10 protein-coding genes and 1 tRNA gene are annotated in these 13,925 nt (G+C 45.1%); 8 read left to right on the top strand and 3 right to left on the bottom strand.

All coding sequences use genetic code 11. The features are described from left to right. The first annotated feature begins 12 nt into the window (after positions 1 to 12). From ICN30_RS00760 to ICN30_RS00735, 6 genes are all read left to right on the top strand, one after another. Positions 13 to 2,049: a bifunctional (p)ppGpp synthetase/guanosine-3',5'-bis(diphosphate) 3'-pyrophosphohydrolase gene (locus tag ICN30_RS00760; protein WP_216272609.1), complete on the top strand. Its 2,037-nt coding sequence runs from the start codon at positions 13 to 15 to the stop codon at positions 2,047 to 2,049. A 219-nt stretch (positions 2,050 to 2,268) separates the two neighbouring features. Beyond that, entirely contained in the window at positions 2,269 to 2,817 is a 549-nt protein-coding gene (locus tag ICN30_RS00755) for a hypothetical protein (RefSeq protein WP_216229425.1), read from the top strand. Then, the gene (locus ICN30_RS00750) at positions 2,810 to 5,599 is read left to right on the top strand and encodes a hypothetical protein (RefSeq protein ID WP_216272608.1); all 2,790 of its coding nucleotides are present in this window, start codon (positions 2,810 to 2,812) and stop codon (positions 5,597 to 5,599) included. The genes ICN30_RS00755 and ICN30_RS00750 overlap by 8 nt, the downstream gene beginning before the upstream one ends. A gap of 2 nt (positions 5,600 to 5,601) precedes the next feature. After that, positions 5,602 to 8,991, top strand: coding sequence for a tyrosine-type recombinase/integrase (locus ICN30_RS00745; protein ID WP_216272607.1), 3,390 nt, complete (start codon positions 5,602 to 5,604; stop codon positions 8,989 to 8,991). A gap of 161 nt (positions 8,992 to 9,152) precedes the next feature. Then, positions 9,153 to 9,491 carry a helix-turn-helix domain-containing protein gene (locus ICN30_RS00740; RefSeq protein ID WP_216272606.1) on the top strand — a complete coding sequence of 113 codons (339 nt, stop codon included), beginning with the start codon at positions 9,153 to 9,155 and terminating at the stop codon, positions 9,489 to 9,491. Then, positions 9,488 to 10,768 (top strand): type II toxin-antitoxin system HipA family toxin, encoded by a 1,281-nt coding sequence (locus tag ICN30_RS00735; protein WP_216272605.1) that lies wholly within the window; start codon positions 9,488 to 9,490, stop codon positions 10,766 to 10,768. The genes ICN30_RS00740 and ICN30_RS00735 overlap by 4 nt, the downstream gene beginning before the upstream one ends. A 340-nt stretch (positions 10,769 to 11,108) precedes the next feature. On the opposite strand, the gene ICN30_RS00730 is transcribed toward ICN30_RS00735, so the two are convergent. From ICN30_RS00730 to ICN30_RS00720, 3 genes are read right to left on the bottom strand one after another with little or no spacing between them, the layout of a single operon-like run. Next, a complete protein-coding gene (locus ICN30_RS00730) occupies positions 11,109 to 11,666 on the bottom strand; it encodes a GIY-YIG nuclease family protein (protein ID WP_216272604.1) in 558 nt (185 codons plus the stop codon). Between the two features lie 2 nt (positions 11,667 to 11,668). Next, positions 11,669 to 12,919, bottom strand: coding sequence for an Arm DNA-binding domain-containing protein (locus ICN30_RS00725; RefSeq protein WP_216272603.1), 1,251 nt, complete (start codon positions 12,917 to 12,919; stop codon positions 11,669 to 11,671). Beyond that, the gene (locus tag ICN30_RS00720) at positions 12,912 to 13,136 is read right to left on the bottom strand and encodes a hypothetical protein (protein WP_071539103.1); all 225 of its coding nucleotides are present in this window, start codon (positions 13,134 to 13,136) and stop codon (positions 12,912 to 12,914) included. Before ICN30_RS00720 ends, ICN30_RS00725 begins: the two co-directional genes overlap by 8 nt. A 141-nt stretch (positions 13,137 to 13,277) precedes the next feature. Here ICN30_RS00720 and ICN30_RS00715 point away from each other — a divergent pair, with 141 nt between their 5' ends. Beyond that, positions 13,278 to 13,454: a hypothetical protein gene (locus ICN30_RS00715; protein ID WP_216272602.1), complete on the top strand. Its 177-nt coding sequence runs from the start codon at positions 13,278 to 13,280 to the stop codon at positions 13,452 to 13,454. 312 nt (positions 13,455 to 13,766) lie between these two features. Continuing rightward, a tRNA-Val gene (locus tag ICN30_RS00710) sits at positions 13,767 to 13,843 on the top strand. The last annotated feature ends 82 nt before the right edge of the window (positions 13,844 to 13,925 follow it).

Below are 13,925 nucleotides of genomic sequence, written 5' to 3'. Positions count from 1 at the left end.
CTTCAGTCGCCCATGTCCAATGTTGGCAATGCATCTGAGAGCATCAAAATTGTTGATGGCTGGTATGGCGAGCCCTCAGAAAATCATGCCGCTGGCGTTCTTAGTATCCTTAAGCAGTTGCACCTTGATGAGGCTACGCTAACCGCTGCAACTAATATTGCGCGCACCCATGGCAAAGAGGCGCTGACTAAGCTCATCGGTGATGAGTCAGCCAAACTCCTGATTGGATATCGCGGCCTCAGGCAGGCTCAAGCTAAGTTAGTTCGCAATGATGGCGGTCTAAGTATTTCTGGTCAAGAAGAAATGCTTAGAAAGATGTTGCTCGCCTTTGGTGATGACTTGCGGGTTGTTCTCATCTATCTTGCCTCTCGCTTGCAAACACTGCGTTGGGTTACCCAAGAAAAGATGGAGATGCCAAAAGCTTGGGCGCAAGAGATTCTCAACATTGACGCCTCATTAGCTAATCGCCTTGGTATTTGGCAAATGAAATGGGAGATGGAGGACTTGGCGTTTCGAGTTCTTTCCCCCGAGGTCTATCGTGATATCGCCAAGATGTTGGATGGTAAGCGTATTGAACGTGAATCTTTTATTGAGCAGATTGTCAGAAAGCTCAAAGAAGAATTAAATGCCGCGCATATTCAAGGTGAAGTCCAGGGTCGCCCAAAGCACATCTACAGCATTTGGAAAAAGATGCAGGGTAAGTCACTCGACTTTGCCAATCTCTATGATGTCAGAGCATTTAGAGTGTTGGTTGAGGACGTTAAATCTTGCTATGCCATTTTAGGAATAGTGCATAACGTTTGGCAGCCAGTCCCACGCGAGTTCGATGATTACATTGCTAGGCCTAAACCCAACGGCTATCAATCTTTACATACCGTAGTGATGGACGAGCATGGTACCGCCTTTGAAATTCAGGTGCGCACTAATGAAATGCATCAACAAGCTGAGTATGGTTTGGCTGCGCACTGGCGCTATAAAGAGGGCGCTTATATTGGAGCTGCAACACCGCCAAAAAATAAACCCGCATCCAACGGCTCAAGCACGCCAAACCCAAATCATCAAACTGGCACACATAGTGCAGCAGTAGCCTATGAGCGTCAGATTGCTTGGGCTAGACAGCTCATCTCCTGGAAAGAAGATGCCTGGGAGCAATTGAAGCACCACGAGATTGATGACCATATTTATGTCCTAACCCCACTGGGTAAAGTCATTTCATTGGAGAAGGGCTCATCCCCCATCGACTTTGCATATGCCGTTCATACTGATCTTGGTCATCGCTGTCGTGGCGCTCGAGTCGACGGAGCGATGGTTCCTCTGGATACGCCTTTGCAGAACGGTCAGACCATTGAAATCATTGCGGTAAAGCATGGTGGCCCATCCCGCGATTGGATAAGCCCTAACCGCAACTACTTGCGCTCACAGCGTGCCCGTACTCGTGTGCGCACTTGGTTTAATGCTTTGGATGATGAAGAAGCAGGCGCTAAGCCTCCTGAAATCAAAACAGAATCGAAGGCTGAGACCAAGGTTGCTGCACCAGCCCCAGAGATTGTCCTAAGGCAAAGCACTCGCAAGCAGGGTCAAGCTGGTGATGTTTTGGTGGTTGGAGTGGATTCATTGCTGACGCAGTTAGCGCGATGCTGCAGACCGGTGCCACCGGATGCGATTGCGGGTTTTGTGACCCAAGGTCGGGGTGTGTCTATTCATCGTCGATCTTGTAAAACGTTTAGAGGTTTATTGGAGCGCGCTCCAGAGCGCGTGATTCAGACTGCTTGGAATGCAGCTTCTACAGAAGCCTTGCCTGCAGGTGATGCAAAACGGGTGTTTCCAGCAGATTTAGCGGTAACTGGTTTGGATCGTCCTGAGCTCATGCGCGAGTTGTTTGAAATCCTGACAAGGCAGGGCATTCACGTGATTGACTTGCGTAAATCAGCCAAGCGTGGCCTTGCTCAAATCCTATTGACTGTGGAAATTAAAGACTCAGAAGCCTTACGTTTAGTTCAAAACAGTCTCGAAGAGGTCAAAGGGGTGACTCAAGTGCGCCGCCGGTGATAAACTCTATGGCTATATAGGCTCGTAGCTCAGCTGGTTGCACCACCTTGACATAGTCGAGCTCATATTTAAAAAACAGCGTTTAAATGCTTTAAAATAAGGTTTTATACATATTAAGACATTTTAAAACTGACAAAAACATAAAAATAATAGTCAAAGACCATAGTGGATTTTCGGTAAATAGTGTGCTAAAAAGGGAACACCACCCAAATTGGTCTCATGACGAAAATCAAGCAAATTTCTCTTACCATCCAGCAAATCGAGCTTGAATCAGATTTTTCTGAGAATCAACCGTTTCTACAGCAGTTAGTTCAATCCCTAAATTCTGAAGCCCTTGAGACCTTGCTTGTTATGCACCCCATTGTCTTGTTTGAGGAGTCCTCGGCCGAATTCCTAGCTAACGGGGGAGGGGCAAAATATAAGGTAATTTGTGGAAAACCCCAACTTCTCCTAGCAAAAGCAATTTTGGGTCTGAAGACGAAGATCCCAGTTTGGCTTGTTGACGATGCCAAAACCTCAAAATTGGTTGAATTGACTCAAGATCTATTAATCCCATTGTTTTTCTCTGGAAACAGACCTAAAGAGTTGCGAGAGAGAGTTAGATCCTTCCCAAAGGATGAATTGGCCAAAATGGGCCCACCCCTTAACCTGCCTAAAAATTGGTCAAAGTTAATAGATTTAGCCTTTCAAGATCCCGATAAAAAAATAGAAGAGGTGCTCGGTTCGGCTAAGGCATTAAATATTGGGGAGTCGAGGGCTGGTGGATAACGAAGAGTTACCCCAGATTCTCGAGGGGAAGGGCCCCCGTAAATCCCCTGCAAGGGATGAGGACAATCGAACACCATTTCTGTCTGCCTTCTCAAAATATGATGGTTTTGAGGCTTTGCACCAGGTGGCCGAATGGTATCTCGATATCCCTAAATCTTTGGCTGGTCTTTGGCTAAACCTAGATAACTTGCCCGAAATTCTGGCTTGCGCAAAACAGTGGAGTTTGGGCCAAGGGCCAATTTACACCCATGATCTAGATGAGATTTTTCATCATTTAGGGCGGTGGATCGAGATTGTTCAAGCAGAGCGCCAATCCCCTGAGCTCCAAAAGATATACCTTTTAAGTAAGGTTGAAAGAAGATGGGGTCCAGAAGCTGGGGATGGTGAGGCGTCGAATAAGAAGCGGGTTTTGAAATCGATTGGCCCGCCATTTTGGGGGATTGAGGAGGAGCATCCCGTGTGGATGACTCTTTGGTACCGATCAGCTACACCTCCCACTGAGGCTATTTATACGGTGCGTGATCAGGTTTATCGAGGCTTGCAAGGCTTGTATCTAAGCTCCTATATGAGGCTGCGCCGCTCCCAGGAGGAAGCGCAGTCAAAGTATTTTTACGGTAGCGACCTCTATGCTCGCTTGCGGGACTCCGGACGCTTATTGCGCAAAATTCATTCTATTGAGCATGGTTTTTTACTAGAGCGCCTAAGCACGCATTGTTTTGCCTATAACAAGCCCAATGCGATGCATCAGGTGTTCTCGGATATTCACGCCAATCCTGAGGAATTATTCCGTCAGGAGTTTGCTGGGTTTGCCGATGTGGTCAATTTTGGGTATGTATTGAGGCATCCCAGTGAATTTGCAAAAAAATTAGTTGATACCTTTTCTCTTCCTGGTGATAGAAAAAAGATTCCCCAAAAAAAATTGACGGATTCAAGGATTTATGAGGATCACCATTTATTTTGGATTGCCCAAGGTTTTCCCGCCATCGCATCAAAGCGTAAGAGTAATACTCGGCCCCATATCGAATGGATTGGTCCAGAAGTGGATACAGTAGCGACTCTATTTGAGGAGGGCGCTCATCCCGGTGAGTATCTTGAGGCAGAAGAAATCTTTTTTGAGCCTGACGATTTTTTAGACCCAGCCTCCACCGATGGCGGCCCACGAGAGCTGCCTCCATTAAATACCCTTTACGCTGCAGCTAGAGCTAGGTATCGAATGGAAATCATGAGGGCACAATCTTTTCGTAACCGATTGGATCGTGCCAGAGTCCCGCTCTTTGTCAGGGTCATAGGCGTCTTGCAAAATCTTTACAGTCAAAGCTTGATGGATGCTGGTGACCAAGCCAAAGCCCTGCTTAATGAGACCGTCAAACTTTGCGCAGTAGCTTTATTTACTGGCCATAGCCTTAAAGAAGCGACCTCATTGCATTGTTTCACCTCTATTGAAGAGTTGCCATCTGAATGGAGGATTGCTTATTCAGATCAGTATCGTGTTTGGCTTCGACCATATCCAGTACCCGATAGAAATAAGAATGCCCGCATCATTTTTAGCGACTCTGTTGCGGTATCTCCCCGAATTGCCTTTTGGGACATATGGTCTGTGGGTCAATTACTTCCCAAGACTCGTAACAAGAAATGGTTCACCCAAACTGAGGCGGTCTATAAAAAAGTTTTTATTACGCAGATAGCACCCGCCTTAATTGAGGCGGGGGTTGATGAGGATTGGGTCGGGGTCGATAGCATTGGGGAGCTTTTGCCAAGCTGGTTCGAAGGTCTGGAAGAGGGGGAGTTGCTCAGAAACTGTGCTCTTTTTGGCAGAAGTAGCCCCCAGTCTGAGGTCCAGTCTCATTACGCCGCCCTTGATAGAGCGGTTTTGGATGATTACTACTGCAAGATCATGCGTAATCTCTGGAAGCAAATTCAAGTTGCTACGCCTGATGATAAAAAATTACTAAAAGATGGCTCACTAGTAAAGCCTCTCTTTTCTTTATCGAAGAATACTGCGCAGATTCCAAATAGTCTCACGGGCAATGATTGGGCTCCAAAAGTAGAGGGTATTAAAACGCTCTTAGAAATGCTGCGCGCTCAAATTGCCGATCATGATCAACAAGAGCCGCATCACTATCACAACCTGGTAGTGGCCTATACCGGCATTGCTCTAAGTATTGTTACGGCCTTTCGTAATGCCAATACTCCTATTTTGGATTTAGGTCTGATTGATCAGGAAACGGGCTTCTTGCATATGGAGGAGAAAGATCGGGACAACGGTTCGCATGCGCGCCTTGTATGGATTCCTGACGATGTACGTGCTTGTGTAAGCGCCTATTTGAATCACCTCAAAAGATTATGGGTAACCCTTTCCTTTCAAACCAGTCCAGAGCTCAAAGTCCCTGCGACGAAAAATCGCGACATCCGCATCTACGGCACCAAGTCATTTGCGCTGTCATTGCAAAGCTCGCTCTTTCTTTTTGAAGAAGTGGGCGGCATATGGCAACCCAAGGAATTCTCGGGCAGAAGATTGCAAGCGCTATTAGATTCCTTAAAGTTAGGTTCTTGGCCGATCCCCAATAATGGGCGCCATTTTTTAGCAACCACTTTGTTTAATGAGAAGCAGAAAAGTTTTGCAACGGTGATTAAAACGGTGATGGGCCACTGGCAACTCGGGGAATCTCCTTGGGGGCCTGATTCGGCGATGGATCCCTACTATCTGCGAGAGGCACTCAAAAGTCCATTTGAAAAATTATTGGGCAAAGAGGGTATTGATTTTCAGGTGATCGATTTTTAATCATGGCACGAGTCCAGATCTCTGATTTAGATCCCGATATTTGGGTGGGCTGGTCACATTTGGAGGGGTCGTATCCCAAATTATCGGATATAACTCATGCCGAGCAATCGATAGATTTAAGTGACTTAAGCGCGGACACGTTAAAAATCTTGTATCAGGTCCAGCAAAAAAATCCGCAAATTCTCAAGTGCAAACCTGGGACTCTCAAGTTGGACAAGTCCGCTATCAGAGCAATTCTTTTGGAGGTGAAGCACTCCGCAAAAGCTGACTCTGGTTTTAAAGTACGACGTCGATTTTTAGAGGTAATTGAGGCAGGCAATGCTCTGGGTCGTTTTGATATTCCTATTCCCTATGTGCCAGCGCCGCTGCCACCCATGCCGCCATCTCCCTTTACTCATGACAATATGCAAAAGCGAGCAAAGATTACCCCTTTGCTTGAGGCTTTCAATCGATCCTTAAAGGAGACTCGATGTACCGTAGGTTCGCAGGCTTGGTGGGGTCAAGTACTGCTCTCGGCCATGCTAAATGGCGCATTGGTGGATAGTGTTTTTCTGATGGAGCTCCTTAAATCTCTTGTGGAAGGAAAACATGATCCGCGGCTACGCTGGGTTTCTTTGTACCCCGTTAAAGGAAAAAACCCTCCCAAACATCCTGTATTACGGCGCTGGTTTATTGACCCAGTAACCCGTTTAATCTTAGTTAGCTCTAGCGATCAGCAAAAACTAGTGATGCCAGAGCTCAAACGGGTTTCTGATGGACAAAATGTTTATGGCTTGATTAGCGCTTACGCAAAACATCATGAGTTTTCAGATAAATTGCCGGGTGGAATCAAAGCCCTTTTGGATGGAGTAAGGGCACGGCTTCATTTGCATATGCCTCCTTGGCTAGTTCAATATGCAAGCGATCGCCTTGTGAGTACCTCGCTACCCGAGCATGTTTGGGACCGATTGATTCATCCTCCTGCCAAGTATTTCAGTAGCCTCACCAGCAGAGAGATGCCCGCCTTGGCAGGCCCCGTTTCTTTGGTGGGCGATTCAAGCGATGAGAGCCAAGAAGAAGGCGAAGAGGGTGAGCATGAACAAAGCAATATCCCGATGGAAAAAGATGATGCACTTCCAGTGCAGTTGCGAGAATTGGGTGGCGTATTAAATTCGAAACTAGATGAGCCTCAAAAAAGGGTAAAGGCCTGGTTGGCTGCCAATGATAGTGAGCTACTACCAAGTGTACGCATTCTGGGGTTATGGGCAGCGGAGTATCTTTTAGCCAAGGGTCGCGGACGAAGGGTTAAAAGACCGCGCACTACTTATCAAATGGTGAACTGCATTGCCGGGCGCTTAGTGGGGCAGCTGGGGCGACTGGATTTAACGAAGTTAGGTGATGAGGAAGCCTATCTCGAAGTCTATCAGGTTGCCCTAGAAGATACGCCCTCAAATGGTGTTCGCCGTATCGTGGGCCGCGCTCTTAAGTCACTACATCAGTATTTGGAATCTAAACATGGTGTAGTGCCATTAAGCGACCATGATATTTTTCGAGTAAGTGGCCGTGGTAATGCTGCTGTCGATGCCAATCTGATCAGTTTGGATTCTTGTCTTCAAATTTCTAATCACCTTGAGCAAGAAATTACAAAACTCTATGGGGGTTTGGTAGGGAAGAATGAAGCAGCGAGCGCTCTAGTCCAGCAACTTCAGGTTGTTCTGAGTTTGGGTTTTTTCTGTGGCTTGCGACGATCGGAAGTCTTGGGTTTGCAAATCCAAGATATCGACTTTATTGAAGGTGTCTCCATTACACAGGAGACCCCGCCTGAATTTTGGATTGAAATTTGTAAAAATGGATTGCGTGAACTTAAGTCACGCTCTGCTAATCGACTTTTGCCGGCTTTTGCTTTAATGCCTGCACATGCATTAATTGCAGTGCGTAATTTATGGGTGCTTCGCCGCAATCAAATCAGGGCAAGCGATAAAGCACAGAATCCCGATACCCATGATCCGCTCAAGGCGAGTACGGGGGCTGAGCCCTTGTTTAATCTATTTGTTAAAAATGGCAAGGCCAATGACAGAGACCCCAATTTAGAGCGCCTCACTAAAGCGCTTAAGCATTTAAATGATGATGAAGGGCTACGGTTTCATCATCTAAGACATAGTTTTGCCAACTGGCTTGCGGTGATGTTCTGGTTAGGCGAGCAGGGTAAAGGCGTTTTTTTGCCGCAATGGTTCTTGCCAACAGAGCATGATTCCAGAAGATTAATGATTTCTGCATCCGTGCGCCAATCATTGCTAGGATCGGCGCCAACCAATACGAGATCGATGCTTCAGATCAGTAGCTTGATGGGTCACGCAGGGCTTGATATCACGATGGGCTCATACATCCACCTGGCGGATTTTATTTTAGGGCGCATGGCCTATAGACTCACGCCCCAATTGGATATTGCTACTTTAGAGCCTCTAAGTGGTTACTCGACTTCATATCTATACGAAATCGAGAGAAAACTATCGGTTGCTACGCCTCCTCAGATTAGGCAGGGCGTTTATTTGGATTCCCTCTGCGATCGATTGTTGTTGGATGGCAAAAATATCGCCCCAGTTAAAAAGAAGTCGACAGTAAAATTTAACAAGTCATCAGCGGTAATTCCACCAAAGGAAATAACGGCAAAAACTTTGCAGGTTTTAGAGGTTCTGAATTTCATTGAATATGCAAAAACAGCACCATTGCCTGAGAATGAAGATTCTGAGTTGTACCCGTTGAAGTTGGCGTCAGATCGCTATGGCTATCGGTTGGAGGATTTGTATTTATGGATCCAGATGCTACCAAGTCTTCCTCAGGGGGTATTGCGTTCAAAAGGGGTGTTACTAACAAAACCCAAAGCCAATAGGCTAGTTGCCGATTTAGTTGGTAAGCCTGAACAATTCAGCATTGCTATGTCAACTTGTGAATTGCTGAAAAAGGTCTATCAAGGTGAAATGCCATGGCTTGGCAAGAAGTTAGCCTGTCAAAAGCGCGTTCAAGAATTGTTGAGTGACTTTCTTGAGCTTTGGATTGCGGGAACCCATCTTTCCATTGAGACCGACTCGTTGCCAAAAGCTAAGCGCTGGATCTGGTTTTTGCGTGAGTTAAAAATCGAGGAGGCAATAGTGATCGCCCATTCCCCATCCGTTGGCAAGGATTTTCCATCCGCTAAGCGCCAGCGGCAATATTGGGAAGACCAGCTTGAGATAAGTCAGGCCAGAGAGTTGGAGCCAAAAGATTCAGGTAGCACAAGGGGGAAGATTCGGGTAGATCTCGATTTAACTCAAATATCCAAGAAGAAGGGTGTTCCGCAACATGAGGGGATTGCCGCGATGTTTGGGGTCAGGGCGGCATTATCTCTTCTGGCTTTGGTTCGTGCACCTTTCTAGATTAGGCTTTTTCCCAAGTTTTAAAGGAGGGGTATCCGTGAATATGACTTTGGCAAGCTTAAGGCGGGGGTGGTACTTCTTGAACTGGCTTAATATTACATAGCTATATTTTCTATTAAAATAGTAAATAAAGCTAATAATATGATATATTTACTACTATTATGTATAATATAAAAGCCAAGTTTAAGACCAATTCTGAGCTTCAAGTAGAGCTTGGACAGCGTTTACGTCGCCTACGTTTACAGCGCAATATGCCAAGAGCAGAGTTGGCGGAAAAGGCAGGTGTTGCTGCAGGTTCCATCGCTAAAGCGGAGGCAGGCGAAGATATTCGTTTATCAACTTTGCTAGGATTACTGCGAGTATTGGGCGGCTTGGATCAAGTGCTTCAACTAATTCCGGTGTCGCAGGTATCGCCGCTAGATGCAGTTGATCTTGGGCATGAGCGCAAGAATGCAAGACGGTTTGGTAAGAAGGCAGCTACAACAAAGGATAAGCAATGAGTGTTCCCGCAATCTCAGTCAACCTTTGGGGACAAAGAGTCTGCGCTATCGCTGTAGATGCTAGCGGTCAACTGAATACACAGTTTGACCCACAGTTTCTGAAGTTGAATTTAGATATTGCACCGATTAATTTACCTATCGATGACTTACGTCAGAATCCTTCTCAAATACAACGATTTAACGATCTACCAGAGCGAACCTATCGAGGCTTGCCAGCATTTTTAGTCGACTCGTTGCCAGATGATTTTGGTAACGCCTTGGTTAATCAATACATGGCCTCAAAAGGTATTTTGCCAAGAGATGTGACTGTGTTGGATCGATTGGCCTATACAGGCAAAAGAGCAATGGGCGCATTTGAGTTTGTGCCAGCCACTAAAGATATTGTTAAAAATAAAGCTGCTTTAGAAATGTCCAATCTTGTCGAGATGGCAAGAAGGGCGCTAACGGGTAATTTGGAAGATACTCCCGAGGAATCTTTGCAAGACTTACTGTCAGTTGGCACTTCTGCTGGTGGCGCAAGAGCAAAAGCGGTAATTGCTTGGAATCCCAAAACTAATGAAGTATTTGGTGGTCAGTTTGATGCGCCACCGGGCTCAGAGCACTGGCTTTTAAAGTTTGATGGTGTGGGTGAGGATACTGAGCTTGGTTTATCAGAAGGCTACGGCAAGGTAGAGTATGCCTACTACTTGATGGCAAAAGCAGCTGGTATAGATATGGCTGAGTCCAAACTGTTTGAAGAAAATGGCCGCTCACATTTTATGACCAAGCGCTTCGATCGAGAGGGCAATCAAAAGATCTTTTATCAATCGTTATGTGGATTGATGGAAATGGATTTCAGACTAAAAGGCGTGCATGACTATCAGCAGTACTTAAGAGCAATCAATGCGCTCAGCTTAGGGCATGACGCTTTATCCCAGGCATTTAGACGTGTCGCTTTTAATATCATGGCTCGCAATTGTGATGACCATACTAAGAACTTTGGCTTCTTAATGGGTCCAGATGGCGTTTGGAAATTAGCACCTGCTTATGATGTGATGTATGCATATAACCCAAAAGGCGAATGGACTTATCAACATTTATGCGGCATTAATGGCAAGTTCGATGGACATACGAGAGCGGACTTACTGGCACTAGCAAAACAATTTGATATTAAAAAACCAGAATTGATATTAGATGATGTGAAAAGAGCTGTTAGCTCCTGGAGGTTGTTTGCTAAGGAAGTTGGGGTAAACGACAAATTAACGAACGAAGTTTGGTCTAATTTAAAGTTGCTGTAATTAGCCTATAGCAGCCTCGAAATAGATTTTAAGATTTGTAAGCCTCGCGTTTCACTCATTTCTTTGAGTGCTCCAAGTTTATTTTGGGTAAAAATAGCCTGCATCTTTGCAGGCTATTGATTTTTTTTCTAATTCTTGGCCCCTCGATCTTTGCTCGAACCGAGGGCAACGGATTACGACTGTAGGTGATGGGGGGGGGTGAAGTTTGGGTGGTTGAGGTAGGTCCGGGTGCAGCCAACATTCAAGCATTCTCTTTTAAGCCGCTTATTCTGTTCGCAAATAGCCTTTATTGTTCAAATATTATGAGTATTTGGTAGTCCGCCCCCATAGCTCTCCGATCTTATTTTTGGAATAAAGCCTCATTTCTTTGCCAATATTCAATAAATTGAGCTATATCTAAAAGTGCAATTGGAAAGATGGTTTCTTCAAATTGAGCATCAAAACGATGTATTACCTCTTTAAAACTCATGTCAACCAAAGTCTTGCCATGTTTATTACGAGAACGTTTATGTTGATGAATAAAAATAAACATCGCTTCGGCATAGTTCAATTGTTCTTGAGTTGCACCTGGTTTTAGTCCCAGAATGGAAAGCTTGGTCCAGTTGCGGCCCATCGTTTTTGTATGTCCTGAGCAGATACGTTTAAAGACATTCACGCTTTGGCCAATGTAGTAGATTCCGCCGGCTTGATTAAAGAGAAAGTAGATGGCTGGAACTGGGGGTAAATCTCTTCCAAGCAAATAAAGCGAGCGATAGTCAGGGCATGTATAACCTGCCGCTTTGATTTCATTAATAGAAAAGTCGATCAATCTTGTTTTGAGAAGATTGCGAAGAAATTCCTCGCCACGAAGTAGATATTCTTTGTCCTGTTGTGTCATTAGGTAATATGGGGTATTCATTTTTATCCTGGAAGTTGAGAGTTCAGTAGTTGCTCAAAAGCTGAGCCGTCTTTGCGGGTAAGGTTAGGTACATACCTTGAATAGGTAGTAAAAAGCATGCGAGTCGACGTGTGACCCATTTGCCGCGCAATCCACTCTGGGTTTTCACCTGAAGCTAGCCAAAGCGTTGCTGCTGTATGACGAGTTTGATAGGGTCGTCGTCGCTTAATGTTTAATTGCGTTAGCAGGGGGTGCCAGATGCGATTAGCAAAGTTGTGGCGACTAAAGGGGGTGCCATTGCTTGAGCAAAAGACGTATTCAGATTTAATGGATTCTGTAATTTTGCGTTGCTCGAGTAAGGCTTGAATAACCGGAGTAGATAAATCAATGGTTCGCTCGGATCCAGCGGTTTTGGTCGAATCAATTTCACCGCCTACCCAAGCTTGTTCAACAGTTAGGCTAGCGTTTTTTAAATCAACACTGGCCCAAGTAAGGCCAAGTAATTCAGAGGTGCGCATACCAGTAAAAAAAGCCGTGGTGAGATAGGGTTTATATTCCTTGGGGGCTGCCTCCAGGATTTGTCCAACCTCTAGTAGGGAGAAGGGCTCAATCTTTATCTTGGGGATCCGCAAGGGTTTAATGCCGCGAAAACCTATTTCAAATTCGTGGCGATCAGCTGCTTCAGTCAGAATTTGTTTCAAGATGTTCAGAATCCCATTGATCCGAGTGGCTGACAAGACCTTTCCATCTTCATTGGGCTTTGCAAGAAGTCCGCGATAAGACAGGATGTCGGCTTTGGAAATTTCGTGGACGCGTCTTCCGCGAAAGCGGGGTACAAGGTGCTTGACTAGAATGTCTTTTACTTTCCCCTGAGTGGAGCGCTTCCAACTAATTTGACGTTCAGTAAACCAAAGATCGGAAAATTCGGAGAAGCTAGGCATGCCATCAATATTGATGATTGCTTGTTTTGCGCCTGTATTGCGCATCTCGAGAGCAGCGACTTGTGCGCCAGCCAATAACTCTTCATTGGTAGTGGATGTAGTGCATGGAGCTGCGCTTTCAAATAAATCCGCACGTTTGCTATTGGGAAAGTATTTGCGATAGGAGAAGGTTTCTTCGTCTATCTCCTTTTGAATAGTCTTCATGATTGCTTCCAATCTAAAGATATTTGCCTTAGTGGGCTTGAGCTTGGTAAGTTCTTTGCAGCGGATGCCGCGATAGCGAAAATCAAAAAAGAGGGCATTGGACTCTGCTCGTGTGCGAATACTACCCATGGCACACACCTCCATTAGCCATTGGAATTTCTAAGGCTGTTTGTTTGAGGTAATCCGTTTGAATGGTTTCCCAGATGTACATAATGCGTCTGGATCCAGGTAGCCGCACGTAGTGGGTCCCTTCTATGAATACACGATCTTTTAGGTATTCATTAATGTAGCGAGCCTTATATGGAATATGGGCTGCCAATTCTGCTGCTTTCATGTATGTAGTCATATTTATTTCCCGAAGTTAACGTTATTTAAATTACTTTATTACTGTAATACAACTATATTGTATATGAAAACATTGAATTTGTCAATATGTATGACAAATGAGACAATATAAAAACAACAAATAATTCAAATGGGTGGTTTTATGAAATTAAGCGGCGAGAGCAAACAGTTGGCAGTCAGAGTTGATGAATCATTTTTGTCGGCCATTGACCAAAAACGCATTGAGCTATCCAAGGGAATGGGCTCTATTCCCAGTCGTTCGGATATTGTTCGAATTGCACTAGAGCAGTTTTTGCAAATCAACCCAGAGAGCAAATAAGTCTTACGATTTTTTTCTCACTCTATATATAGTATAGAGTGAGAAAAGTAGTGGAGTGGTGTTCATAGTTCATCTCGAGAAATTTATAGCTTGGGCCCAAAACTGTCCCAAAATGGGCCCAATTTGGGCCCAGACAAGTTTTTGAATATTCTTGAGGTGTTTGCAAATGGTGCAATTACTATATGCATGAGTGTGTTTACATCTCAAAGTGCCATACATCGATACACTCGCAATGCCATATAAATCATGGCTTGCAGGGTGATGGTAGTAATGCACAAGTGGTGGAGATCAATAGGGTAAAATAAACAGATTAGGCTCGTAGCTCAGCTGGTTAGAGCACCACCTTGACATGGTGGGGGTCGTTGGTTCGAGTCCAATCGAGCCTACCAACGAATAAAGACCCAAAAGTGCGCGGTTGCCGAAAAGCTCCCGCGCTTTCTTTTTGGTGGATGTTATGCAGTACATCAGTCA

It is taken from the genome of Polynucleobacter sp. 31A-FELB, from assembly GCF_018882405.1.
Classification (GTDB): Bacteria; Pseudomonadota; Gammaproteobacteria; order Burkholderiales; family Burkholderiaceae; genus Polynucleobacter.
The sequence above is the reverse complement of the archived record's forward strand: the minus strand, read 5'-3'. Positions and strand labels throughout refer to the sequence as shown.

What these genes read in the sequence shown, in the direction of transcription:
- ICN30_RS00730 (WP_216272604.1), bottom strand. Translation starts at nt 11,666, where the DNA reads ATGAATACCCCATATTACCTAATGACACAACAGGACAAAGAATATCTA.
- ICN30_RS00715 (WP_216272602.1), top strand. Translation starts at nt 13,278, where the DNA reads ATGAAATTAAGCGGCGAGAGCAAACAGTTGGCAGTCAGAGTTGATGAA.
- ICN30_RS00725 (WP_216272603.1), bottom strand. Translation starts at nt 12,919, where the DNA reads ATGGGTAGTATTCGCACACGAGCAGAGTCCAATGCCCTCTTTTTTGAT.
- ICN30_RS00735 (WP_216272605.1), top strand. Translation starts at nt 9,488, where the DNA reads ATGAGTGTTCCCGCAATCTCAGTCAACCTTTGGGGACAAAGAGTCTGC.
- ICN30_RS00720 (WP_071539103.1), bottom strand. Translation starts at nt 13,136, where the DNA reads ATGACTACATACATGAAAGCAGCAGAATTGGCAGCCCATATTCCATAT.
- ICN30_RS00740 (WP_216272606.1), top strand. Translation starts at nt 9,153, where the DNA reads ATGTATAATATAAAAGCCAAGTTTAAGACCAATTCTGAGCTTCAAGTA.
- ICN30_RS00755 (WP_216229425.1), top strand. Translation starts at nt 2,269, where the DNA reads ATGACGAAAATCAAGCAAATTTCTCTTACCATCCAGCAAATCGAGCTT.
- ICN30_RS00760 (WP_216272609.1), top strand. Translation starts at nt 13, where the DNA reads ATGTCCAATGTTGGCAATGCATCTGAGAGCATCAAAATTGTTGATGGC.
- ICN30_RS00745 (WP_216272607.1), top strand. Translation starts at nt 5,602, where the DNA reads ATGGCACGAGTCCAGATCTCTGATTTAGATCCCGATATTTGGGTGGGC.